This is a genomic window from Streptomyces sp. NPDC024555 (assembly GCF_055559335.1).
In genome coordinates this window covers 57,836-81,183 of sequence record NZ_JBVHKV010000027.1, presented here as the reverse complement: position 1 = coordinate 81,183, position 23,348 = coordinate 57,836, and the positions used below count along the sequence as shown (strand labels likewise).

The window sequence follows — 23,348 nt, the reverse complement described above, 5'->3', positions numbered from 1 at the left end:
CGTCGGCCGTGGCGCTGTGCTGCGGGAGGGGAGGGGGTGGATCCCGTCCTCAGCCGGCGCGCAGGGCCATCGTCATCGCCTCCACCGCGAGCAGCGGCGCCACGTTCCGGTCGAGGGCCTTGCGGCAGGCGCCCACCGCCTCGATCCGGCGCAGGGTGCGCTCGGGCGTGGACGAACGGACGATCCGGTCCAGGGCGTCCTGGGCGTCGGTGTTGGCGATGGCGATCCCGGAGCCGAGCTGCAGGGCGAGCACATCGCGGTAGAAGCCCGTCAGTTCGGTGAGGGCCAGGTCGAGGCTGTCGCGCTGCGTACGCGTCTTGCGGCGCTTCTGCCGGTCCTCCAGCTCCTTCATCGCGCCGGCCGTGCCCCGGGGCATCCGCCCCCCGGCCGCCGCGCCGAGCGCCGCCTTCAGATCCTCGGTCTCCTTGGCGTCGGTCTCCTCGGAGGCCTGCTTCGCCTCCTCGTTGGCGGTGTCGATCAGCTCCTGCGCCGCCTTGAGGCAGCCCCCGATGTCGTCGACGCGCAGCGGCAGCTTCAGGACGGCGGCTCTGCGGGCGCGCGCGCCCTCGTCGGTGGCGAGGCGGCGGGCCCGGCCGATGTGCCCCTGGGTGGCACGGGCGGCGGCGGCCGCGCGCTCGGGCTCGATGCCGTCGCGCCGGATCAGGACGTCGGCCACGGCGTCGACCGACGGGGTGCGCAGGCTGAGGTGGCGGCAGCGGGAGCGGATCGTGGGCAGCACGTCCTCCAGCGAGGGCGCGCAGAGCAGCCACACCGTGCGCGGAGCGGGCTCCTCCACGGCCTTCAGCAGGACGTTGCCCGCGCCCTCGGTGAGCCGGTCGGCGTCCTCCATGACGATGACCTGCCAGCGGCCCACCGCTGGGGAGAGCTGGGCGCGGCGGACCAGCTCGCGGGTCTCCTTCACACCGATGGAGAGCAGGTCCGTGCGGACCACGTCGACGTCGGCGTGCGTACCGATGAGGCTCGTGTGGCAGCCGTCGCAGAAACCGCAGCCCGGTGCACCGCCCAGGGCCCGGTCCGGGCTCGTGCACTGCAGGGCGGCGGCGAAGGCGCGGGCCGCCGTGGATCTGCCGGAGCCCGGCGGGCCGGTGAACAGCCAGGCGTGGGTCATCTTCGAGCCGGGCGGCACCGGCTCGCCCGACGCCTGGGCGCTGACCAGCACATCGGCGTCCCGGGCGGCGGCACCGAGCTGCTCCTGCACGCGGTCCTGGCCGACCAGGTCGTCCCATACGGACATGGGTCACCGCCCTTCCCGTGGTGTGCGGGCCCGCTGCCGCCCGAAACGGCCGCGTGTCCCGCGGTGGCTCGCGCCCCGGCTGCCGCCGTGACGTCGTTCGTCGGTCCGGGTTCGTCGGTCCGGATTCCATTGTGGCGGACGGGTCGGACAGTCCGGTCGGGCCGCCCGAACAGACAGCCCGGTCGAACAGTCCGGTCGGGCCGCCCGCCCTCGTCTCCTTCGCCCCTGCCGCCTTCCGCGCCGGTCTGCTTCCGCGCCCGCCGTGTGGAAGGAGACGTCCCCGCCCGCAGTGTGGAAGGAGACGGCCCGCCCCGCCGCCTGAACGGCGTACGACCCCCGCCCGCCGTAGGGCGGGAGAGGGCCGTCCCGGCCGGGCGAGGGCGGTCACGCGTGCCGCCCCGGCCTGCCGTCAGCGCCTGCGGCGTCCCCGGCCCGTCGGCTCGGGGCCGTCGTCGTCGTGGTCGCCGAGCAGTTCGTCCGCCAGCGAGGGCAGATCGTCCAGCGGGGTCTCCTCCGCCCAGTCGGGACGGGGGCGACGCGGCCGGCGGGAGGAACCGCGCCGGTCCCGGTCCGCGTCCGGCCCGGCCTCCGGGTCGGTGATCTGCGGCAGTTCCCGGGTCCGCTCGTTCTCGCTCTCCGCCGCGGAGGGCGCCGGGTGCTCGTCCCGGAAGATGCCGCGCGGCACCCGGTCGGCGGGGTCGCTGTCCCGGACCGGACCCCGGCCCGGCTCGCGTACCTGCGGAAGCACCGTCGTCTCGTCCGCCGCACCGGGGTGCGTGGAGGTGTCGGAGATCCGGGGGATCATCGTCGTCTCGTCCTCGTCCGACGACCGGGCGGCGGCCGGCGACGCGCCCCGGCCCGCCGACGAGGACGCCGACGAACCGCTCCCCGGCGAGGGCACCGGCTGGGTGACCTCGTTCGGGCCGACGGTGTTCTGCTTCAGGGTGTCCGAGCCGGCCGTGCCGTCCCGGTCCTCCGCACCGCCCCGCACGCCTCCGTCCCGACGGACGGCGTCCGGATCGACGATCGGCGTCGGAACCGTCACCTCGTTGTCCGGAACGGACGCACCGGACGCACCGGACGTACCGGATGCACCGGCCGCCCCGGACGATCCAGCTGCCCCCGCTGCCCCAGACGATCCAGACGCCCCGGACACCCCAGACGCCCCGGACGACTCCGACGGCGAGGCAGCCCGCTCCGCAGCACGAGCAGCCGCCGCCTCCTCCGCCTCCGCGCGGCGACGAGCGCTCTCCGCCTCCGCACGCTCGGCCTCCGCACGGGCACGGGCGCTCTCGGCCGCGGCCGCGGCCTCCGCCTCGGCCTGGCGGCGGGCGGCCTCGGCCCTCAGCAGGGCCTCCTCCGCCTTGCGCTGCTTCTCCAGCCGCTTGGCCTCGGCCTCCTTGCGGAGCCGGGCCTCCTCCTCGGCCTGGCGGCGCAGCCGGGCCTGTTCGGCCTCGCGGGCCGCTTCCTCGGCCGCGAGCCTGGCCCGCTCCTCCTCGGCGAGACGGCGGGCCTCCTCGGCCTGGCGACGGGCCTCCTCCGCCTGGCGTTCGGCCTCGCGCCTGCGGGCCTCTTCCTCCTCGGCGGCCTTGCGGGCCTCCTCCTCGGCGCGGAGCTTGGCGAGCTGTTCCTGGCGCTCGCGCTCCAGCCGCTCCTCCTCCGCCTTGCGCGCGGCCTCCTCCTCGGCCTTGCGCCGGGCCTCTTCCTCGGCGGCCCTGCGGGCCTCCTCGCGGGCCTCGATCTCGGCCTCGGAGAGGGGCAGGACCTGGTCGAGCCGGTGCCGTACGACGGTGGTGATCGCCTCGGGCTCCTGGCCCGCGTCCACCACCAGATAGCGCAGCGGGTCCGCGGCGGCCAGCGTGAGGAAGCCGGAGCGCACGCGGGCGTGGAACTCGGGCGGCTCGGACTCCAGCCGGTCGGGCGCCTCGGTGAACCGTTCCCGCGCGGTCTCCGGGTCGACGTCCAGGAGCACCGTCAGGTGCGGGACGAGCCCGCCGGTGGCCCAGCGCGAGATGCGGGCGATCTCGGTCGGCGCCAGATCGCGGCCGGCGCCCTGGTAGGCGACGGAGGAGTCGATGTACCGGTCGGAGATGACGACCGCGCCCCGCTCCAGCGCCGGACGCACCACCGAGTCGACGTGCTCGGCCCGGTCGGCGGCGTACAGCAGCGCCTCGGCTCGGTTGGAGAGCCCGGCCGACGACACGTCGAGCAGGATCGAGCGCAGCCGCTTGCCGACGGGGGTCGCCCCGGGCTCGCGGGTGACGACGACCTCGTGGCCCTTGGCGCGGATCCAGTCGGCGAGCGCCTCGACCTGGGTGGACTTGCCGGCTCCGTCGCCGCCCTCCAGGGCGAGGAAGAAGCCGGTCGCGGCGGGGGCGACCGCCGGGTCGCCGCCGCGCAGCGCCTCGCGCAGATCGCGGCGGAGCGGAACACCGGCCCGGTCGTCCGTCCGGGCGAGGACGATCACCGCGACGGGCAGCAGCAGGGCGCCGATCAGCATCAGGGTGAAGGCCGCTCCGCCGTGGGCGAAGACGAAGTCGCCGAGGGTGAGCCGGTGGGTGCCGATGGCGGCGGCCACCAGTGGGCCGCCGACCGCGCCGAGCCCGATCAGGACCCGGACGACGGCCTGGAGGTGTTCGGTGGTCCGGGCCCGCCGGGACTCCTCGGTCTCCTGGTCGACGAGCACATGGCCGGTGTTCGCGGCGACGCCCGCCGCGTATCCGGCGAGTACGGCGATCAGGACGACGGTCGTGGTGTCCGGGACCAGCCCCATCACCAGCAGCGCGACGCCCGTGACGGCGGTGGCCAGCGAGAGCAGGCGGCGGCGCGACAGGGTCGGCAGCACCTTCTGGGCGGTGCGGATGCCGACGCCGGTGCCGCCGGTCAGGGCGAGGATCAGCAGCGCGAGGGTGGCGGGGCCGCCCCCCAGGTCGACGGCGTGCAGGACGGCGACGGCGGCCGCGGCCGCGATCGCCCCGGCGACCGCCGCGCAGGTCCCGACGACGAGCGGCACCGCTCCGGTGCGGCCCCGGTCGGGCGTGCCGGACGCGGACGGCCGGCGCAGCCCCTCCAGGGGCGAGCGGGGCCGGGGCGTCGGCGTACCGGGGAATTCCAGGAAGTACACGGTCGACAGCGAGGCCGAGAACAGTCCGGCCGCGACGTAGGACCCCAGCGCCGCCTGGTGGAACGAGAACCAGTCGAGTCCCGATCCGAGCAGATTGCCGACGAAGGTGGCGACCAGCAGCACCGCGGCCGCGGCCGGCACGGCGGCGAAGTCGGTCCGCAGCGACAGCCGGCGCAGCGCGTCGAGGTGGTCGGGCAGCGGGCGCACCGCGGCGCCCTCGATCGGCGGGGCGGGCAGCAGCGCGGGGGCGGCGCTCTCCTTGGCCACCGTCCACAGGCGCTCACCGGTGCCCGTGAGGAAGACGGTGATGAGGATCATCATGAGTGCCCTGTCGGGCATCCAGTCGATCCAGAGGGGGGCGACGACCAGCAGGGCGAGCCTCAGACCGTCGGAGCCGATCATCACCCAGCGCCGGTCGAGCGCCCCGCCGGGTGCGACGAGGGCGGTGAGGGGCCCCAGGAGTACGGCTCCGAAGAGCAGGGTGGAGAGAATCCGGGCCCCGAAGACGGCGGCGACGGCGAAGGCCGCCCCGCGGTACCCGGATCCGAAGGAGCCCTCGAGAACCGCTGCCTGGAGCGACAGCAACACCAGCACCAGCAGGGCGAGCGCGTCGCCCGTACTGCCGACGAGCTGGGCGCTCCACAACCGCTTCAGCGGGGGAACACGCAACAGGGCACGTACGGCGCGCTCGCGTGAGTCTGCGGCAAGTGTGTCGGAGGTGGGGCTCACGACCGTTGGCTGCTCGGCTCGCGTCATCCGCCCAGCCTATCGGGACCGGACCGGTGCCCGGGGTCCGCGTCCGAACATACGCCCACCGCCCCGGCACGGCGGTACCGCGCCGGGCGGGCCGTGCGGGACGGGACCGTCCTGTCCCGGCCCGCACGCGGAGGCCCGGATTCCGGGCCGCCGGAATCACTCCTCGGTGGACGTGGCCTTCGCGGCGGCCGTCTTCTTCGCGGTCGTGGCCGTCTTCTTGGCCGCCGTCTTCTTGGCGGTCGTCTTCTTCGCGGCGGTCGTCTTCTTGGCCGCGGTCTTCTTGGCCGCGGTCTTCTTCGCCGCCGTCTTCTTCGCGGGGGCCTTCTTCGCCGTCTTCTTCTTGGCGGGTCCCTTGGCGCGCTTCTCGGCGAGCAGCTCGTAGCCGCGCTCCGGGGTGATGTCCTCGACGCTGTCGCCGGTGCGCAGGGTCGCGTTCGTCTCGCCGTCGGTGACGTACGCGCCGAAGCGCCCGTCCTTGACGACGACCGGGGCACCGCTCACCGGGTCCGTGCCCAGTTCCTTCAGCGGCGGCTTGGCGGCGGCCCGCCCGCGCTGCTTGGGCTGGGCGTAGATGGCGAGGGCCTCGTCGAGCGTGATGTCGAAGATCTGGTCCTCGGAGGTGAGCGACCGCGAGTCCGTGCCCTTCTTCAGGTACGGGCCGTAGCGGCCGTTCTGCGCGGTGATCTCGACGCCCTCGGCGTCCTCGCCGACGACGCGCGGCAGCGACATGAGCTTCAGCGCGTCGGCCAGCGTCACCGTGTCCAGCGACATCGACTTGAACAGCGAGGCCGTCCGCGGCTTCACCGCGTTCTTGCCGGTCTTCGGCGTGCCCTCGGGCAGCACCTCGGTGACGTACGGGCCGTAGCGGCCGTCCTTGGCGATGATCTGGTTCCCGCTGACCGGGTCCGCGCCGAGTTCGAAGTCGCCGCTGGGCTTGGCCAGCAGCTCCTCCGCGTATTCGACGGACAGCTCGTCGGGCGCCAGGTCCTCGGGGACGTCCGCGCGCTGGTGGCCCTCGGAGTCCTTCTCGCCGCGCTCGATGTACGGGCCGTAGCGGCCGACGCGCAGCTTGATGTCGTTGCCGACGGGGAACGACGAGATCTCCCGGGCGTCGATCGCGCCGAGGTCGGTGACGAGCTCCTTGAGCCCGCCGAGGTGGTCGCCGTCGCCGTTGCCCGCGTCGGAGGCCGCGCCGGCACCGGAGACGTCGTCGCCGTCCTGCGTACCGAAGTAGAACCGCTTCAGCCACGGCACGGACTGGGCCTCGCCGCGGGCGATGCGGTCGAGGTCGTCCTCCATGCGGGCGGTGAAGTCGTAGTCGACGAGCCGGCCGAAGTGCTTCTCCAGCAGGTTGACCACGGCGAACGACAGGAACGACGGCACCAGGGCCGTGCCCTTCTTGAACACGTAGCCGCGGTCGAGGATGGTGCCGATGATCGAGGCGTACGTCGACGGGCGGCCGATCTCGCGCTCTTCCAGCTCCTTGACCAGCGAGGCCTCGGTGTAGCGGGCCGGCGGCTTGGTCGCGTGGCCGTCGACGGTGATCTCGTCGGCGGAGAGCGCGTCGCCCTCGGCCACCTGCGGCAGCCGGCGCTCGCGGTCGTCCAGCTCGGCGTTCGGGTCGTCGGCGCCCTCGACGTACGCCTTCATGAAGCCGTGGAAGGTGATCGTCTTGCCGGACGCGGAGAACTCGGCGTCCCGGCCGTCGCTCGCCCGGCCGCCGATCTTGACGGTGACCGAGTTGCCGGTCGCGTCCTTCATCTGGGAGGCGACGGTCCGCTTCCAGATCAGCTCGTAGAGCCGGAACTGGTCGCCGGTGAGGCCGGTCTCGGCAGGGGTGCGGAAGCGGTCGCCGGAGGGGCGGATCGCCTCGTGCGCCTCCTGCGCGTTCTTGACCTTCCCGGCGTACGTGCGCGGCTTGTCCGGCAGGTAGTTCGCGCCGTACAGCTGCGTGACCTGGGCACGGGCCGCGGAGACCGCGGTGTCCGAGAGGGTCGTGGAGTCGGTACGCATATAGGTGATGAAGCCGTTCTCGTACAGCTTCTGCGCGACCTGCATGGTGGCCTTCGCCCCGAAGCCCAGCTTCCGGCTCGCCTCCTGCTGGAGGGTCGTGGTGCGGAAGGGCGCGTACGGGGAGCGGCGGTACGGCTTCGACTCGACGGACCGGACGGCGAACGAGGAGTCGGCGAGCGCGGCGGCCAGGGCGCGGGCGTTCGTCTCGTCCAGGTGCAGGGTCTGGGCCGAGGACGCCTTGAGCTGCCCGTCCGGACCGAAGTCGCGGCCCTGGGCGATGCGCCGGCCGTCGACCGCGCTGAGGCGCGCGGTGAACATCGAGGGGTCGGAGGCGTCGCCGGAGCGGCCGGTGGCGAACTTTCCGGTCAGGTCCCAGTACTCGGCGGAGCGGAAGGCGATGCGCTCGCGCTCCCGCTCGACGACGAGCCGGGTGGCGACGGACTGGACGCGGCCCGCCGAGAGCTTCGGCATGACCTTCTTCCAGAGGACCGGCGAGACCTCGTAGCCGTAGAGGCGGTCGAGGATGCGGCGGGTCTCCTGGGCATCGACCATGCGCTGGTTGAGCTCGCGCGGATTGGCGACGGCGGCCCGGATGGCGTCCTTGGTGATCTCGTGGAAGACCATCCGGTGGACCGGGACCTTGGGCCGCAGGACTTCCTGGAGGTGCCACGCGATGGCCTCGCCCTCGCGGTCCTCATCGGTGGCGAGGAAGAGTTCGTCGGACTCGGCCAGCAGCTGCTTCAGCTTCCTGACCTGGGCCTTCTTATCGGCGTTGACGACGTAGATCGGCTGGAAGTCGTGCTCGACGTCCACCCCGAGGCGGCGCACCTCACCGGTGTACTCGTCCGGCACCTCGGCGGCGCCGTTCGGGAGGTCGCGGATGTGCCCGACGCTCGCCTCGACGACGTATCCGGGCCCGAGATAGCCCTTGATCGTCTTCGCCTTGGCAGGCGACTCGACGATGACGAGTCGGCGGCCGCCCTGTGCGGTCTCGCTGGTCGGGGACAACTTCGCTCTTCTCTCCGGTCGACGCTCGGTGGGCCTCAGGGCAGCGTGACGACGCTGCCGACAGTGCTGTCGCTGCGGAGTGTGACGGTACAACCCGCCCCCGTGTCAAACGGCAAAAGCCCGCAACGGCCACTCGAACGGTAACCCGACTTCCGCCATTCCTGCCGCCCGGCCCGCTCGGTCCGCCCGGCGCACGGCGTCTGCCTGCGGGTTTCGCGGGGGCCCGGCCGCCCTGCGGGCGCCGGATGCGAACGGTGGACGGTCCGGGCGTGTTCCGGAGCGGCGTACGGGGCCGCGGAGGGCGTCCCCGCGCGGGGCGGCCGGGACGGTGGCGGTTCAGATCCGGGTGAGGCACCACACGCCGAGGACGAGAAAAAGTACGCCGAACACAGTCGCGAGAACGGTGGAGGCGACGGGGCTCACCCCGTGCGCCACCGGCGCGCGGCGTACTGCGCGCGCCCCCGTCCACCACAGCAGTGCGCCGCCGAACAGCGCGAACGCCGTTCCGGCGAAGACGGCGGGTCCGCTCTCCATACGCCCACACTCCCGGTCCCCCGCGGCCCGGCCGGATCCGGTCGCCCGCCCGCCGCCGCTCGATGCCCGGGGAGAGTCCCACCGCGGAACGTCGCGGACACGAACAGCGGGTGAACGGGCGATCCGGCGGCGAGGCCGGGACGAGTGAACGGGCGAGCCGGGCGGGGGCGGGCGGCGGGTCGGGCGAGTGAACCGACGGGTCGGGCGTGCGGCCGGGGCCGGTGGTACGGGCGGGGCCGGTGGTGCGAGGTGGGGGCACGGGGCCGGATGGACGGCCGGCGGGACCGCGTCTCACATCACGTCGAGCGTGGCCCGGCGGCGGCTGCCGCGTTCGAACACCGCGAGCAGGACGACGGCGACGACCGCATACCCCGCCCCCGTGGCCAGCTCGGCGGCGAGTCCCCGGCCGTCGAGTCCGGCCCCCGTGGACAACTCGCGTGCGGCTTCGGCCGCGTGCGTCATCGGCAGGACGTCCCCGACGGCCCGCATCCAGCCGGGCAGCTCCCCTCGCGGCACATTGGCTCCGGTCAGGAGCAGCAGTACGGAACTGGCCACGTTCGAGATGAGGAAGACATCGCGGAACCGCAGCCCCAGGGCCCCCAGCGCCAGCCCGAAGGCGGAGCATCCGGCAGCCGCCGCGAGCAGCACCGCACCCAGTCCGGGCAGGGCCCCAACCGGAATCCGCAGCCCCAGCAGCAGGCATGCCACGGACAGCGTGAAAACGCTGATGACAAGGCCGTTCAGTACATACGGCAGTGCGCGCCCGAACCAGAGCGGAGCCCTGTTCCGGGGGCTCAGCAGCACCGCTCCGAGCGTGCCGTACCGGCGCTCGTTGGCGATCGCCATCGTGCCGCCGTACACACAGGCGGTCGAGGCCGAGACGACGGCGTTGCCGAGCAGGTAGAAGCGGTCGTCGGCCACCTGGAGCTGGCGCCCCAGGAAGACGAAGAAGAGCAGTTGCAGCAGCGGTCCGACCAGCAGGGTCCCGATGAACATGGGCGGCGTCGTCCAGTTGAACAGCGCCCGGTACGAGAGCGCGCCCCCGACCACGACGAGCCGCAGCGCGGACACGGTCCTCGCGACGAGCCCCTGCGGGGCGTTCCCCCCGGGCGCGGGAGGGACCTCCGGGCCCGCGGCGGCGGCCGGAACCGGTGTGAGGGCAGACATGACGGGTCAACTCCTGGTGTGAACGCGACAGAGGAACGCGGGACGGCGGGATGGCGGGCCGACCCCGCCTCAGGCGATGACGGCGGACTGCCGCCCGGCGGGACGGCGGGGCTGGTGGCGGGCCGACGGTCGGGCCGGCGGGCCCCGGCTCAGGCGAGGGCGAGGGTGGCGGCCGCCCGTGCCCGCCGTTCGACGCGCCCGAGGACGAGCACGGCGAGCAGGGCGTACGCCGTGCCGAGCCCCACGGCCACGGCCATCGGGACCAGCACCCCGGCGCTCCCGGCCCCGCCCGACGTCGCGGCGTGCACCGCCTTCGACCCCCAGGTGGTGGGCAGCGCCCAGGACACCGGACGCGTCCAGTCCGGAAGCACGGTGACGGGCACGAGCATCCCGGAGAGCAGCCACACGGGCGCGTCCATCGGATTGGCCAGCGCGTTGGCGTTCCGCAGCAGGACGAACGTGGCCGCGAGCAGCAGCCCCATCATCCCGAGCGCCAGCACGCACACGGGCACGGCGGCCAGGAACAGCAGCGGATGCGCGAAGTCCAGCGGTACGCCGAAGAGCACCGCGCCCCAGACCACCGTCGCCCCCATGGCGTAGGTGCCGATGACGGCGGTGGCCAGGGTGATCGGCAGCAGCACGAGCCAGAGCGGTGTGGGCGAGGCGACCAGGGTCTCCAGCGTGCCCAGCCAGCGCTGGTTCTGCACGGCGCCGCCGGAGCCGAACAGCACCGACGACCAGATCCCCATCAGCCCCGCCCCGACGGCCGCGGTGAGCAGCCGGTCCGGATCGTCGGCGGCCCGGAAGAGATAGACGGCGAGCGTCGCGTAGACCAGCGGAACGAGGACGGCGAAGGTGATTTCGATCGGTGAACGGCTCATGTACGAGACATGGGTACGCACCCCGACAACGATCAGGCGCAAGGCCCGCACCGGCCTCATACGGCGACCCCGCCCCCGGACCGGCCGGACCTCACGGACACCGCCCCGTCACCCCGTTCCGATTCCAGTTCCGTTTCCGGCTCCGTTTCCGGTTCCGTTTCCGGTTCCGCCCCTGATCCCGCCGCGTCCTTCGCCTCGGACTCCTCCACGATCGCTATATAGGCGTCCTCCAACGTGGGTTCACGTGTGACGACGCTTCCGACGCGCACCCCGTCCAGCACGGCCAGCACCTGCGTGTGCAGCTCCGCCCCGCGTTCCGTCTGCACGATGACGGCCTGTCGGCTGCCCCGGTCCTCGGCGGCGACCCCGTGCACGCCGGACAGCCTCCGGATCCGGTCGAGATGCTCCTCCCCCGCCCCGTACGCCTCGATCTCCAGCACCCCCCGTTCCTGGACCCGCGCCTTGAGCCGGTCCGGGGTGCCGAGGGCGCGGATGGTTCCCCCGGCGATGACCGCGATCCGGTCGCACAACTCGTCGGCCTCGGCCATGTAGTGCGTGGTCAGCAGCACGGTGGTGCCGGCCGCCCGCAGATCGGCGACGGTACGCCGCAGATCGCGCGCGGCCACCGGGTCGACGCCGATGGACGGTTCGTCGAGGAACAGGACATCGGGCCGGTGCAGCAGCCCGCGTGCGATGTGCAGCCGCTGCCGCATCCCGCGCGAGTACCCCTCGACGCGCTCCTTCTCCCGGCCCGTGAGGCCCACCAGATCGAGGAGTTCGGCGATCCGCCGCTTCTGCTCACGGGGTTCGACGGCGTACAGCTCGGCGAAGTAGCGCAGGTTGTCGAGGGCGGAGAGCCGGTCGTACAGACCCCGGTCCCCGCCGAAGACGTAGCCGATCCTGCGGCGTACGGCGACGGGGTCGCCCGCCACGTCGTGCCCCAGCACCCTCGCGGTGCCGGAGGTGGGCAGCAGCAGGGTGTTGAGCATCTTGATGGTGGTGGTCTTGCCGGCACCGTTGGGACCGAGCAGTCCGAAGAGCTCGCCGCGCGCCACCTCGAAGGTGACCCCGCGCACGGCCTCGGTCTCGGTCCGGCGCGGTCGCAGGAAGCCGGTCCGGCTGATGTAGGTGCGGCGCAGGTTCTCCGCCTCGATCGCAAGCATGGCCGCGACGCTAGGACCCCCCGCCGGGCACCCGCCATCGATTCGGGAACCACCGAATCCTCGCGGCCCGCCCGTCCCGGCACCCGGCCCCGCCTCCGTCTGCCGTTCCGCCCGCGTCCTCCCTCAGGAGACGGCGCGCAGGACGTCCTCCCCCGAGAGCAGCGCCAGCAGGGCCCGGCCGCTGTCCGTGAGCTGGTAGTACACGCTGCGGCCGATCCGGTGCCGGGTGACGACGTCCGCCTCGGCGAGGACGGAGAGATGCTCCGACACCGTGCTGGGTGCCAGCCCCAGCCGGTCGGCTATCCCGGCCGTGGTCAGCGGACCGCCGAGCTGGCGCAGGACCGAGGCCCGGCCGCGCCCCAGCAGCAGCCCGAGCCGGTCCCCGCCCTCGGGACGTCCGGCGGGACGCTCGCGGAGCGCCGCCGCGCCCCGGGCCTGGAAGGAGACGGCGAGCACCTCGGGGTCGTCGGTGGAGTAGAGCCGGCAGCCCTCGGCGAAGACGAGCGGCACGAGCAGCAGCCGCCGTTCCCCCGCCCGGTACTCGGCGTCGATGTGCTTGGTCAGCTCCAGCACCGGCGGCGTCCACCGGGCGCGGCTCTCCAGACCGGTGAAGAGCGCGTCGATCCCCTCCGTGGCGAAGGTCCGGGCCCTGATGAGCACCTCGTCCTCGACCAGTCGGCGCATGGTGGGCCAGTGCGCCGCCATGGCCCCCTCCCAGTACGCCGCGTACGCGTCGGCGAGGGCCGCGCAGGCCGCCTCCGGGTCCGTCAGATACGGGCGGATCAGGGGGTGGTCCTCCAGCCCCGCGTAGTGCTCGGCGACGCCCGCCCGGACGACGGCGGCCGGGGTGGCGCGCACCGCGTCCAGTTCCGTCTCGACCGCGGTCGCCCCGAACGGGCGCGGCAGCAGGAAGTCCGGGAACTGGTCCGGCCCGTCGATCAGCAGCCGGAGCGGCTCCGTCCGGTCGTCCTCGCGCAGCACCGCGCGGGCCTGTGCCGCCCACTCCTCGTAGGGCCAGGAGGGCGTGCGGTGCGGCATGACCAGGTGCAGGCTGCAGAAGGCGTCCCACAGCGGGCTGATGGTGATCCGCGTCGCGCCGAGCGCGGCCTCGTCCAGCTCGATACGGATCATCCGGTCGCCCGCCCGCCCGGGGGCAGGGGCTCCAGGAAGCCCTCCTCGACGAGCAGCCGGATGGCCTGCGGGGTGCGGTCGCGCAGCAGCACCGGATCCTCGTTCATCACCTGGGCGATGGCGTCCAGGATCCGGCCCGCGGGCAGCGAGCCGTCGCACACGCCCGCGAACCCGGCACCGACGGCGTCCACGCGTGTCGCGCGGCGCATGCCCCGGTTCTGACGCAGCACCACATGCTCCGGGTCCTCCGCCCCGGGCATGCCGACCTGCTCCTGCACGACCTCCGCGGCCAGCGTGAAGTGACCGGCAAGGAGCGCCGCGTCGTCCTGCTCGCGCAGATAGTCCTGGCGGGCGAAGTGGGCCTCGACGGCCGGGCCGAGGGGCTGTTCCACCGCGTGCGGCCACTCCTCGATGACGATCGAGGGCGCTCCCGCACCGGCCGCGGCGGACTTGCGCAGGGTGATCCAGCCGAAGCCGACGGCCTTCGTGCCCGAGGCCTCGAACGCGTCCAGCCAGGCGTCGTACCGAGCCGCGTACTCCGCCGGGTCCGTGCGGTGGTCGCCGCTGTCGCGCAGCCACAGCTCCGCGTACTGCGTGATGTCCTGCACCTCGCGCTGGACGATCCAGGCGTCGCAGCCGTCCGGCACCCAGGAACGCACCCGGTCCTGCCACTCCTCGTCCCCGGTGTGCTGCCAGTTGGCCAGGAAGTGCGCGTAGCCGCCGTCGTTGAGCCGGTCGCCCGTCCGGCGCACGAGGGTCCGGCACAGCTCGTCGCCCTCCATGCCGCCGTCCCGGTAGGTGAGGCGGGCGCCGGGCGAGATGACGAAGGGCGGGTTGGAGACGATCAGGTCGAACGTCTCCGAGGCGACCGGGTCGTACAGCGAGCCCTCGCGCAGATCGGCCGGGGCGGCGCCGGACAGGGCGAGGGTGAGCCGGGTGAAGTCCAGGGCGCGGGGGTTGAGGTCCGTGGCGGTGACCCTGGTGGCGTGCTGCGAGGCGTGCAGCGCCTGGATGCCGGAGCCCGTGCCGACGTCGAGGGCGGAGGCGACGGGGCGGCGGACCGTGATTCCGGCGAGGGTGGTGGAGGCCCCGCCGATGCCGAGGACGACGCCTTCCTCGCGCGAGCCGATGCCGCCCGCCCCGCCGACCGCGCATCCGAGGTCGGAGACGATGAACCAGTCCTGGCCGTCCGGACCGCCGTACGGCCGGACGTCGACGGTGGCGCGCACCTCTCCCTCGTACGAGGTCAGCCAGCCGTCCGCCAGGCACTCCTCCAGCGGCAGCACGGCGGCCGCCCGCTCGGCCGGCACCGGGCGCTGGAGCAGGAAGAGGCGGACGAGGGTGTCGAGCGGGGAGTCCCCCCGGGTCGCCCGCAGGGCCGGCACCGTCTCGCTGCGGGCGAGCGCGGCATAGGCGGGGGCGCCGAGCAGGTCGAGCAGGCCGTCGGCGGTGAAGTCGGCGGCGAGCAGGGCTTCGCGGAGTCGGGACGCGTGGGCTGCGGCGGGAAGGCTGGTCTTACTCACATCACCCATTGTGAGGGCTCCCACTGACAACGGCAGCGGCCCGGCAGGACCGGCGGGTCCGGCCGGGCCGTGCGCCCGTGCGCTACGCCTTCTTGCTGGGCGAGGGAGAGGCCTCCTTCGACGCGCCGGCCGACGGCGGAGCCGAGGCGGTGGGCTTCTGGCAGCCCTCCTGCTTGGCCATGGCGGTGCCGACCTCGCCGGACTGGAGCTTCTTCAGCGCCTGGTCGCCGTTGGTGCTGATCTTGTTCAGCTCGTCCGCGATGCCCTTGAGGCCGTCGGCGAACTTCGCCTGGTCCTTCGTGTCGAGCGCGTCGACCTTCTTCTGCAGGTCCGCGTAGGCCGCGGAGGAGGCGTTGAGCTCCTTCACGGCCTCCTTCTGCGTCGTCTCGCCGTCGTCGACCGGCGGCGGGCCCGCCGAGTCGACCGCGGTGCCGAGCGCCTTGTACGCCTGCGAGATCTGCTGGAAGGCGGCCGAGTCGGTCTGCTGGACGTCGGCGGGCTTGCTGTTGTCGGCGGTCTGCTGCTGGATGGACGCGTTGGCGTTCGCGATCTTCTGCAGCTGGGGCTGGACCTGGTCGCAGACCTTCTTGGCCCAGTCGTTCACCTTGTCGTCGCTGTCGTCGCCGCCGCAGCCCGACAGCATCAGCACGAGTACCGCACCGCCGGACAGCGCGGCCGCACACTTCTTGTTCACCGGATTGGTCCCTTCCAAGGCTCTCGGCCCCGGAACTTACACGGCGAACGGCCTCCATCCGGGTGCCGGGCGTCCGATGGATCGGCTTTTGCAGCCATTTGCACCAAGGAGAACGAGGGAGATACAACTCACCCACACGGCCCCCGGATCCGGGAACACCCGCCCGAATCACCACTCGTGCGGGTGGTTCCGACGAGACGCGCTCCATGTCCCGGGCCCGCGCCCTCCTTTGATGCCCGCAAACGGAAGGGCCGGGTGGGCGCACGGTCAAGCACGCGCACACACCCGGCCCCTGAGGTCCGGTCAGCCGACGGCCGCCGGATCGCCCGGCCTGCCGGGACCGGCTCCGTCCCCTCCGTCCGTGCCGTCGTCGTCCCCGACCGCGATGCCCCGGCGCTTCGACGCGTAGACCGCGCCCACGATGACCACAAGGGCCACTACCGCCACCAGCGCCCGCACACCCGCGCTCGCGTCCGCGCCGTAGCTGAACTGCACCACGGCGGGCGCGATGAGCAGCGCCACCAGGTTCATCACCTTGAGCAGCGGGTTGATCGCCGGGCCGGCCGTGTCCTTGAACGGGTCGCCGACCGTGTCCCCGATGACGGTCGCCTCATGGGCCTCGCTGCCCTTGCCGCCGTGGTGGCCGTCCTCGACGAGCTTCTTGGCGTTGTCCCAGGCCCCGCCCGAGTTGGCGAGGAACACCGCCATCAGCGTGCCGGTGCCGATCGCGCCCGCCAGATACGAGCCGAGCGCACCGACGCCGAGCGTGAACCCGACCGCGATCGGCGCCATCACCGCGAGCAGTCCGGGCGTGGCCAGTTCCCGGAGCGCGTCCTTGGTGCAGATGTCGACGACCCGCCCGTACTCCGGCTTCTCCGTACGGTCCATGATCCCGGGATGGTCGCGGAACTGCCGCCGCACCTCGTAGACCACGGCCCCCGCGGACCGGGACACCGCGTTGATGGCCAGTCCGGAGAAGAGGAACACGACCGCCGCGCCGAGGATCAGCCCCACCAGGTTGTTGGGCTGCGAGATGTCGAGGCTCAGCCCCATCTCCCCGGCCGAGGCCCCGACGTCGTCGACCGCGGTGGCGATCGCGTCGCGGTAGGAGCCGAAGAGCGCCGCCGCCGCCAGGACCGCGGTGGCGATGGCGATCCCCTTGGTGATGGCCTTGGTGGTGTTGCCCACGGCGTCCAGATCGGTGAGGACCTGCGCGCCGGCACCGGTGACGTCCCCGGACATCTCGGCGATGCCCTGGGCGTTGTCGGAGACCGGACCGAAGGTGTCCATGGCGACGATCACGCCGACCGTGGTCAGCAGCCCGGTCCCGGCCAGCGCCACCGCGAACAGCGCCAGCATGATCGACGTGCCCCCGAGCAGGAAGGCCCCGTAGACACCGAGGCCGATGAGGAGCGCGGTGTAGACGGCCGACTCCAGGCCGAGGGAGATGCCCGCCAGGACGACGGTGGCCGGCCCGGTCAGCGAGGACTTCCCGATGTCCCTGACGGGGCGCCGGCTCGTCTCGGTGAAGTACCCGGTCAACTGCTGGATCAGCGCCGCCAGCACGATGCCGATCGCGACGGCGACCAGCGCGAAGACCCTCGGATCGCCGCCGTGCGAGGTGATGGCGGCGTCGGAGACCCCGTCCAGTTCCGCGTACGAGGACGGCAGGTACACGAAGACGGCGACGGCCACCAGCACGAGCGAGATGACGGCCGAGACGAAGAACCCGCGGTTGATCGCGGTCATCCCGCTGCGGTCGGAACGCCTCGGTGCGACCGCGAAGATGCCGATCATCGCGGTGATCACCCCGATCGCCGGCACGATCAGGGGGAAGGCGAGCCCCGAGTCCCCGAAGGCCGCTTTGCCGAGGATGAGCGCGGCGACGAGCGTGACGGCGTACGACTCGAAGAGGTCGGCGGCCATGCCCGCGCAGTCCCCGACGTTGTCGCCCACGTTGTCCGCGATCGTGGCGGCGTTGCGCGGGTCGTCCTCCGGGATGCCCTGTTCCACCTTGCCGACCAGGTCGGCACCGACATCGGCGGCCTTGGTGAAGATCCCGCCCCCGACCCTCATGAACATCGCGATCAGCGCCGCCCCGAGCCCGAAGCCCTCCAGCACCTTGGGCGCGTCGGCCGCGTAGACGAGGACCACGCAGGAGGCACCGAGGAGCCCCAGCCCCACGGTGATCATGCCGACCACCCCGCCCGTACGGAAAGCGATCTTCATGGCTTTGTGCGAAACGGCGGTGAGATCCTTTTCCGGTTCGCCTTCCGCCGGAGTCGCCTCACGCGCGGCGGCCGCCACCCGGACATTGCTCCGCACGGCGAGTCGCATCCCGATGTATCCGGTGGCCGCCGAGAAAAGCGCACCCACCAGGAAGAACACCGAACGACCCGCGCGCTGGGACCAGTTGTCGGCCGGAAGCAGCAGGAGAAGGAAGAAGACCACGACGGCGAAGACGCCGACGGTGCGCAACTGCCGTGCCAGATAGGCGTTCGCGCCTTCCTGGACGGCGGCCGCGATCTCTTTCATCCGCTCGCTGCCCTCGCCCGCCGCCAGCACCTGCCTCACCAGCAGACGGGCGACGATCAGCGCGGCGACGGCGACGACCGCGACAACGATCACGATGACGCGATTGTCATCGGTGAGTACCGCGGAAGCCAGAGTGTCGGATGGGTCGGAAAGTGCGGAATACTGCGTCGGTTCTGCCAGTGATGTGGTGCCGGACCCCGCCATACGTCCTCCTTGACGCTCAGCGCTCAAGTCGTGGACGGATTGTAGGGAGAGGAACACGATCAAAACAGTGTGCGGTAAATACCATTGGCCTTCGTCCACCGAACGGCAATTGATCGGGTTCGCCCATTGATCCGAATGCAGTAATGGGCCCAACGCATTCATGAATGATCGCTGATAGCGCGTTCATGAAAAGAGGCCCTGCTCAGCAGGGCCTCATGGAAAATGGATCAGGGGCGGTCGTCGGCGCCCTCGGGGCGGCCGTCGGGCCGCGTCGGCGTCCGGTCCACCTCGGCGACGGCATCGGACGGATTCCCCGGGATCGCGTACCGCGGAGCGCCGCGGACCGGTCCCGGGCCTCCCGGGTCGCCCGGCGGGGCGCTCAGGGCAGGACGGTCGCGGGCGTCTTCGGCCAGCTCATCCGGATGACCCCGCCGTCGGCCCCGGACCTGACCTCCACGTCGTCGACGAGTCCGCTGATGACCGCCAGGCCCATCTCGTCCTCGCCATCGCCGTCGGCGTCCGGCTCGTCGAGCCCGCCGCCGGTGGCCGCGTCACGGCTTCCGGAACCACCGGACACGGATCCGTCGGCACCGGGACCGGGCACCTCGTCGCCGACCTCGATCGAGAAGGACTTCTCCTCCTCGATCAGGACGACCTTCACGGGGGCCGTGATGCCATGGCTGCGGTGCAGCCCCACCGCCCGGCTGCAGGCCTCCCCCACGGCGAGTCTGACCTCGTCGAGCACGGCTTCGTCGACTCCGGCCCGGCGCGCCACGGCGGCCGCCACGAGGCGGGCCGTCCTGACGTGTTCGGGCTGGGCGCTGAAGCGGAGTTCAACGGTGGCCATGCGATCCCCCTCGAACGTTCGTATGTCTGCGTCGGCGGGCCCCGGGAGCATCGCCCGGTTCGCCGCCCTGCCTGGGAGGCCCTGCCGTCCGGCCCGCGGCCCCTGCCGACGACTGCCGGCGGCCGACACGGGCCGGGCGCACCGCAACAGTGCCGGACCGACCGCCGCACCCACGAAGGAATGCGGCCGCAATCCGCCGATCGGGTGACGGGCGACCGGTGACGGGCGCTGACGAGCACCCTTCAGCGGGCGCACCGAACCCGCCCGCCGAGTGCCGGCACGCAGCCGTGCCCACCCGGCGGCCCGGTCGAAACGGCCGGTGTGCCGACCGCACCGCCGGACCGGCTCCACAGCCGGTCCGACCGCGAGCCGTGGGTCAGTCGGTCGCCGCCACGGCCTCGTCGACCGTGGTGTGGATCGGGAACACCTTGGTGAGACCGGTGATCCGGAAAATCTTGAGAATGCGCTCCTGGTTGCACACCAGGCGCAGCGAGCCCTCGTGCGCCCGCACGCGCTTCAGGCCGCCCACGAGCACGCCGAGACCGGTGGAGTCGAGGAAGTCGACGCCTTCCATGTCGACAACCAGGTGGTAGCTGCCGTCATTCACCAACTCGACCAACTGCTCGCGCAGCTTGGGCGCGGTATACACATCAATCTCGCCACCGACCTCGACGACCGTACGGTCGCCACCAGGGCCGGACACATTGCGAGTCGACAAGGACAGGTCCACGGATCCTCCAGCACCTTGCTATCGAGCGGTCGCCCCTCGGTCTCCCCGACGGAGTCAGGGGACGGATCGCCAGCCGCGATGGCATTCAATCACTTACGGGCAGCCATGCACGACGCCTTGGGACCATTGTCCGTCTCGCCAGTGACACACTCGGTGCCGATGGCCAAGAATCACCGCCCCAGTCGACCGCCCGGGAGCGCGGGCTCCAGCCCCTCTCCCGACACGGTCCTCGACCGGCTCGCCGCAGGGGCGGGCCGGTCCGCGCGCATCACTCATACGGAGCACTTGCCCCCGCGCGCGGGAACCCATGCCGTCTGGCCCGATCGCATCCGTCCGGAAGTGATCGCCGCGATTCAGGCGGCCGGAATCGGCCATCCGTGGGCCCACCAGGCACTCGCCGCCGAGCACGCCCTCGACGGCGAGTCCGTCGTGATCGCCACCGGCACCGCGTCGGGCAAGTCGCTCGCCTATCTGGCCCCGGTCCTGAGCACCCTCCTGGACGGCTCCGAGGCCCCCAACGGCCGGGGGACGACCGCCCTGTACCTCGCCCCCACCAAAGCCCTGGCGGCCGACCAGCGCCGTTCCGTCCGGGCGCTGGCGGCCCCGCTGGGCAACGGCGTCCGGCCCGCCGTCTACGACGGCGACACCCCGGTGGAAGAACGCGAATGGGTGCGTCAGTACGCCAACTACGTCCTGACCAACCCCGACATGCTGCACCGCGGGATACTCCCGTCCCACCCCCGCTGGTCCTCCTTCCTACGTGCCCTGCGCTACGTCGTCATCGACGAGTGCCACACCTACCGGGGAGTCTTCGGCTCGCACGTCGCCCAGGTCGTACGCCGGCTCCGCCGTCTGTGCGCCCGCTACGGCGCCGACCCGGTCTTCCTCCTCGCCTCCGCCACCTCCGCCGACCCCTCGGTCGCCGCGGGCCGCCTCACCGGCCTTCCCGTCACCGAGGTCGCCGACGACGCCTCCCCGCGCGGCGAGATGGTCTTCGCCCTGTGGGAGCCGCCCCTGACCGAGCTGCACGGCGAGAAGGGCGCACCCGTCCGGCGCACGGCCACGGCCGAGACCGCCGACCTGCTCACCGACCTGACCGTCCAGGGCGTGCGCTCCGTCGCCTTCGTGCGCTCGCGGCGCGGCGCCGAGCTGATCTCCGTCATCGCCAAGGAACGCCTCGCCGAGGTCGACCGCTCCCTCCCGGCCCGTGTCGCCGCCTATCGCGGGGGCTATCTCCCCGAGGAACGCCGCGCCCTGGAGCGCGCCCTGCACTCCGGGTCCCTCCTCGGCCTGGCCGCCACCACCGCCCTCGAACTCGGCATCGACGTGTCCGGCCTGGACGCCGTCGTCATCGCGGGATATCCCGGCACCAGGGCCTCCCTGTGGCAGCAGGCGGGACGCGCGGGGCGCTCGGGCCAGGGCGCGCTCGCCATCCTGGTGGCCCGCGACGACCCGCTGGACACCTTCCTGGTCCACCACCCCGAGGCCCTGTTCCAGCAGCCGGTGGAATCCACCGTCCTCGACCCCGACAACCCGTACGTCCTGGCCCCCCACCTGTGCGCCGCCGCCGCCGAGATGCCGCTCACCGAAGCCGATCTGGCGCTCTTCGGTCCCGCTTCGGCCGAGCTGATGCCGCAGCTGGAAGCCGCGAAGCTGCTCCGCAGACGGCCCGCCGGATGGCACTGGACCCGGCGCGAGCGCGCCTCCGACCTGACGGACATCCGCGGCGAGGGGGGCCGGCCCGTACAGATCGTCGAGGAGGGCACCGGCCGGCTGCTGGGCACCGTCGACGAGTCCGCCGCGCACACCGCCGTCCACGAGGGCGCAGTCCACCTCCACCAGGGCCGCACCTATCTGGTCCGGAAACTGGACCTCGAGGACTCGGTCGCCCTGGTGGAGGACGCCCAGCCGCCGTACTCGACGACCGCCCGCGACACCACCGCCATCACCGTCCTGGAGACCGACACCGAGGTCCCCTGGGGGGACGGACGGCTGTGCTACGGCTCCGTGGAGGTGACCAACCAGGTCGTCTCGTTCCTCCGCCGCAAGCTGATCACCGGCGAGGTGCTCGGCGAGACCAAACTGGACCTGCCGCCGCGCACGCTGCGCACCCGCGCCGTGTGGTGGACGGTCACCGAGGACCAGCTCGACGCGGCGCGGATCAATCCGGAGATCCTCGGCGGCGCGCTGCACGCCGCCGAGCACGCGTCGATCGGCATGCTGCCCCTCTTCGCCACCTGCGACCGCTGGGACATCGGCGGGGTGTCCGTGCCCCTGCACCCCGACACCCTGCTGCCGACCGTGTTCGTCTACGACGGCCACCCCGGAGGCGCGGGCTTCGCCGAACGCGCCTTCCACACCGCCCGCGAGTGGCTCACCGCGACACGGCAGGCCATCGCCTCCTGCGAGTGCGAGGCGGGCTGCCCCTCCTGCATCCAGTCCCCCAAGTGCGGCAACGGCAACGAGCCGCTGCACAAGCGCGGCGCCGTCCGCCTCCTCACCGAACTCCTCCGGCACGCGTGACGTCCCGGGCCCCCACCCGGCCGCCCCCGGGGGCCGCAGACCCCCGGGGCACCGGCCGCCCGTGGCCCGCAGTCCTCCGAGACGCCGCCCCGAAGAGTCGGCCGGGGCGGGGGCGCCCCACGCTGCCACCGGTTCCCCGGCGATCGGAGGCACAGCCGGTGGAGGCACGGCGGGCGTCTCCGACGCCGGACCCGCCCGGGACCTGACCTCGGGCGCGTAGGGGCCACGACGGACCCGGGCCGTCACATCCGCGATCTCCCCCTGGACGGCGCACCGCACCAGCTCGGCCCCCTGCGCCTCGGCGACCTCCCGGGCCGACCGGCAGGCGGGCTCGGCGCCCTCCAGGGCACGGTCGGCCGCCGCCAGCGCGGCCAGATCGGCGGCGCCCCCGGCCCGGTGCCGGGCCGCCACCGCCTCCCCCAGCGCCAGGACCACGGCGAACACCGCGCACAGCGCCACCGCCGTGACCGCGGCCCACACGGTCGCGACTCCCCGGTCCCGCCGCTCACCGCACGCCCCCGACCACCGCGACACCACGGGGCCGCTCGTCCGCTGCCGCCCGGTCATGAACTCCCCGAGCCGCGTCATGGCGCCGCCCCGACCGTGTCCTCGGCCGCGGCGACGGCCTCCGCGTCCAGCGTCACGGTGAGCGGACCGGGGCCGGGTGCCGGCGCCGCGACCCTGACCCGCCACAGGCCATCGGCCCGCACCACCTCGACCCGGGCCCGTCCGGGCGCGGCCGACAGGGCGGCCTCTCGTACCGCCGCCTCCGGTTCGGAACGGGCGGCCGCCCGCGCACCGGCCCGTGCCGCGTCCACACAGCGGATCTGCGCCGATGCCGCCATGAGTGCCCACAGAAGGGCCAGTGCGAAGAGGACCAGTACGGGAATCGCCATGGCCGCCTCCGCCGTCACCGCACCCCGGTCCCGGCGCCGCACGTCACCGCCGAAGGGGCCCTCCCGTGCGGACACCGCCGACCGGCATGCCGCGCTTCCCCCGACCGGCTCAGAACTTCGCATCGAGCGCGCCCTTCAGCAGCGCCTGCATCTGCGCCATCACCGGTGCGCTGGTCACCACCTTGTAGAGCACCGCGGCGAACGCACAGGCCGCGATCGTTCCGACGGCGTATTCCGATGTCGTCATTCCGCTGTCCGTCCGCATTCGCCGCGTCGTGGCTCGGACCCAGCACATGATCATCCGCATGATTTCAAACCCCCGTGAAACGTAGTTGTCCGTACGAATTGCTTCTGAATCGGCCCT

Annotated in this window: 16 protein-coding genes and 1 pseudogene; 1 reads left to right on the top strand and 16 read right to left on the bottom strand. The window is 72.9% G+C overall.

The features are described 5' to 3' along the window. Positions 1-49: 49 nt before the first annotated feature. The 13 genes from ACZ4FH_RS33400 to ACZ4FH_RS33340 all read right to left on the bottom strand — a co-directional run bounded on the left by ACZ4FH_RS33400 (position 50) and on the right by ACZ4FH_RS33340 (position 19,565). Positions 50-1,255, bottom strand: a complete 1,206-nt coding sequence (locus ACZ4FH_RS33400) for a DNA polymerase III subunit delta' (protein WP_383648564.1) — start codon at positions 1,253-1,255, stop codon at positions 50-52. A gap of 409 nt (positions 1,256-1,664) precedes the next feature. After that, on the bottom strand, positions 1,665-5,135 hold the full coding sequence (gene tmk, locus ACZ4FH_RS33395; RefSeq protein ID WP_467309519.1) for a dTMP kinase: 3,471 nt from the start codon (positions 5,133-5,135) through the stop codon (positions 1,665-1,667). 156 nt (positions 5,136-5,291) lie between these two features. Continuing rightward, the gene (gene topA / locus ACZ4FH_RS33390; protein WP_467309518.1) at positions 5,292-8,156 is read right to left on the bottom strand and encodes a type I DNA topoisomerase; all 2,865 of its coding nucleotides are present in this window, start codon (positions 8,154-8,156) and stop codon (positions 5,292-5,294) included. Between the two features lie 336 nt (positions 8,157-8,492). Beyond that, positions 8,493-8,690 (bottom strand): hypothetical protein, encoded by a 198-nt coding sequence (locus ACZ4FH_RS33385; protein ID WP_383648558.1) that lies wholly within the window; start codon positions 8,688-8,690, stop codon positions 8,493-8,495. Positions 8,691-8,981: 291 nt separating this feature from the next. Continuing rightward, positions 8,982-9,857 (bottom strand): ABC transporter permease, encoded by an 876-nt coding sequence (locus ACZ4FH_RS33380; protein WP_467309517.1) that lies wholly within the window; start codon positions 9,855-9,857, stop codon positions 8,982-8,984. A gap of 149 nt (positions 9,858-10,006) precedes the next feature. Next, on the bottom strand, positions 10,007-10,798 hold the full coding sequence (locus tag ACZ4FH_RS33375; protein WP_467309516.1) for an ABC transporter permease: 792 nt from the start codon (positions 10,796-10,798) through the stop codon (positions 10,007-10,009). Continuing rightward, a complete protein-coding gene (locus ACZ4FH_RS33370) occupies positions 10,795-11,901 on the bottom strand; it encodes an ABC transporter ATP-binding protein (RefSeq protein ID WP_467309515.1) in 1,107 nt (368 codons plus the stop codon). The genes ACZ4FH_RS33375 and ACZ4FH_RS33370 overlap by 4 nt, the downstream gene beginning before the upstream one ends. 123 nt (positions 11,902-12,024) lie before the next feature. Then, positions 12,025-13,032, bottom strand: a complete 1,008-nt coding sequence (locus ACZ4FH_RS33365; RefSeq protein WP_467309514.1) for a helix-turn-helix domain-containing protein — start codon at positions 13,030-13,032, stop codon at positions 12,025-12,027. Beyond that, complete coding sequence (locus tag ACZ4FH_RS33360; protein ID WP_467309513.1) at positions 13,029-14,564, bottom strand: DUF7059 domain-containing protein; 1,536 nt, start codon at positions 14,562-14,564, stop codon at positions 13,029-13,031. Before ACZ4FH_RS33360 ends, ACZ4FH_RS33365 begins: the two co-directional genes overlap by 4 nt. Positions 14,565-14,637: 73 nt before the next feature. Next, on the bottom strand, positions 14,638-15,249 hold the full coding sequence (locus tag ACZ4FH_RS33355) for a small secreted protein (protein ID WP_383648546.1): 612 nt from the start codon (positions 15,247-15,249) through the stop codon (positions 14,638-14,640). Between the two features lie 303 nt (positions 15,250-15,552). Continuing rightward, positions 15,553-17,988: a sodium-translocating pyrophosphatase gene (locus ACZ4FH_RS33350; RefSeq protein WP_467309512.1), complete on the bottom strand. Its 2,436-nt coding sequence runs from the start codon at positions 17,986-17,988 to the stop codon at positions 15,553-15,555. Between the two features lie 379 nt (positions 17,989-18,367). Next, positions 18,368-18,835, bottom strand: a complete 468-nt coding sequence (locus ACZ4FH_RS33345; RefSeq protein WP_467309511.1) for an ATP-binding protein — start codon at positions 18,833-18,835, stop codon at positions 18,368-18,370. A gap of 376 nt (positions 18,836-19,211) precedes the next feature. Beyond that, positions 19,212-19,565 carry an STAS domain-containing protein gene (locus tag ACZ4FH_RS33340; RefSeq protein ID WP_003967428.1) on the bottom strand — a complete coding sequence of 118 codons (354 nt, stop codon included), beginning with the start codon at positions 19,563-19,565 and terminating at the stop codon, positions 19,212-19,214. A gap of 78 nt (positions 19,566-19,643) precedes the next feature. Between ACZ4FH_RS33340 and ACZ4FH_RS33335 the strand changes: the two genes are divergently transcribed. Next, positions 19,644-22,088: a DEAD/DEAH box helicase gene (locus ACZ4FH_RS33335; RefSeq protein ID WP_467309510.1), complete on the top strand. Its 2,445-nt coding sequence runs from the start codon at positions 19,644-19,646 to the stop codon at positions 22,086-22,088. Positions 22,089-22,286: 198 nt separating this feature from the next. Here the strand turns inward: ACZ4FH_RS33335 and ACZ4FH_RS33330 are convergent. From ACZ4FH_RS33330 to ACZ4FH_RS33320, 3 genes and pseudogenes are all read right to left on the bottom strand, one after another. Further along, positions 22,287-22,655 (bottom strand): annotated as a pseudogene (locus ACZ4FH_RS33330) (Rv3654c family TadE-like protein); the annotation flags it as partial. 17 nt (positions 22,656-22,672) lie between these two features. Continuing rightward, positions 22,673-23,107: a TadE family type IV pilus minor pilin gene (locus tag ACZ4FH_RS33325; protein ID WP_467309509.1), complete on the bottom strand. Its 435-nt coding sequence runs from the start codon at positions 23,105-23,107 to the stop codon at positions 22,673-22,675. Then, complete coding sequence (locus tag ACZ4FH_RS33320) at positions 23,094-23,291, bottom strand: DUF4244 domain-containing protein (RefSeq protein ID WP_467309508.1); 198 nt, start codon at positions 23,289-23,291, stop codon at positions 23,094-23,096. The genes ACZ4FH_RS33325 and ACZ4FH_RS33320 overlap by 14 nt, the downstream gene beginning before the upstream one ends. Positions 23,292-23,348: the final 57 nt, after the last annotated feature.

What these genes read in the sequence shown, in the direction of transcription:
- ACZ4FH_RS33365 (WP_467309514.1), bottom strand. Translation starts at nt 13,032, where the DNA reads ATGATCCGTATCGAGCTGGACGAGGCCGCGCTCGGCGCGACGCGGATC.
- ACZ4FH_RS33335 (WP_467309510.1), top strand. Translation starts at nt 19,644, where the DNA reads ATGGCATTCAATCACTTACGGGCAGCCATGCACGACGCCTTGGGACCA.
- tmk (WP_467309519.1), bottom strand. Translation starts at nt 5,135, where the DNA reads ATGACGCGAGCCGAGCAGCCAACGGTCGTGAGCCCCACCTCCGACACA.
- ACZ4FH_RS33370 (WP_467309515.1), bottom strand. Translation starts at nt 11,901, where the DNA reads ATGCTTGCGATCGAGGCGGAGAACCTGCGCCGCACCTACATCAGCCGG.
- ACZ4FH_RS33380 (WP_467309517.1), bottom strand. Translation starts at nt 9,857, where the DNA reads ATGTCTGCCCTCACACCGGTTCCGGCCGCCGCCGCGGGCCCGGAGGTC.
- ACZ4FH_RS33325 (WP_467309509.1), bottom strand. Translation starts at nt 23,107, where the DNA reads ATGCGAAGTTCTGAGCCGGTCGGGGGAAGCGCGGCATGCCGGTCGGCG.
- ACZ4FH_RS33350 (WP_467309512.1), bottom strand. Translation starts at nt 17,988, where the DNA reads ATGGCGGGGTCCGGCACCACATCACTGGCAGAACCGACGCAGTATTCC.
- ACZ4FH_RS33375 (WP_467309516.1), bottom strand. Translation starts at nt 10,798, where the DNA reads ATGAGGCCGGTGCGGGCCTTGCGCCTGATCGTTGTCGGGGTGCGTACC.
- ACZ4FH_RS33345 (WP_467309511.1), bottom strand. Translation starts at nt 18,835, where the DNA reads ATGGCCACCGTTGAACTCCGCTTCAGCGCCCAGCCCGAACACGTCAGG.
- ACZ4FH_RS33360 (WP_467309513.1), bottom strand. Translation starts at nt 14,564, where the DNA reads ATGGGTGATGTGAGTAAGACCAGCCTTCCCGCCGCAGCCCACGCGTCC.
- ACZ4FH_RS33400 (WP_383648564.1), bottom strand. Translation starts at nt 1,255, where the DNA reads ATGTCCGTATGGGACGACCTGGTCGGCCAGGACCGCGTGCAGGAGCAG.
- ACZ4FH_RS33320 (WP_467309508.1), bottom strand. Translation starts at nt 23,291, where the DNA reads ATGCGGATGATCATGTGCTGGGTCCGAGCCACGACGCGGCGAATGCGG.
- ACZ4FH_RS33385 (WP_383648558.1), bottom strand. Translation starts at nt 8,690, where the DNA reads ATGGAGAGCGGACCCGCCGTCTTCGCCGGAACGGCGTTCGCGCTGTTC.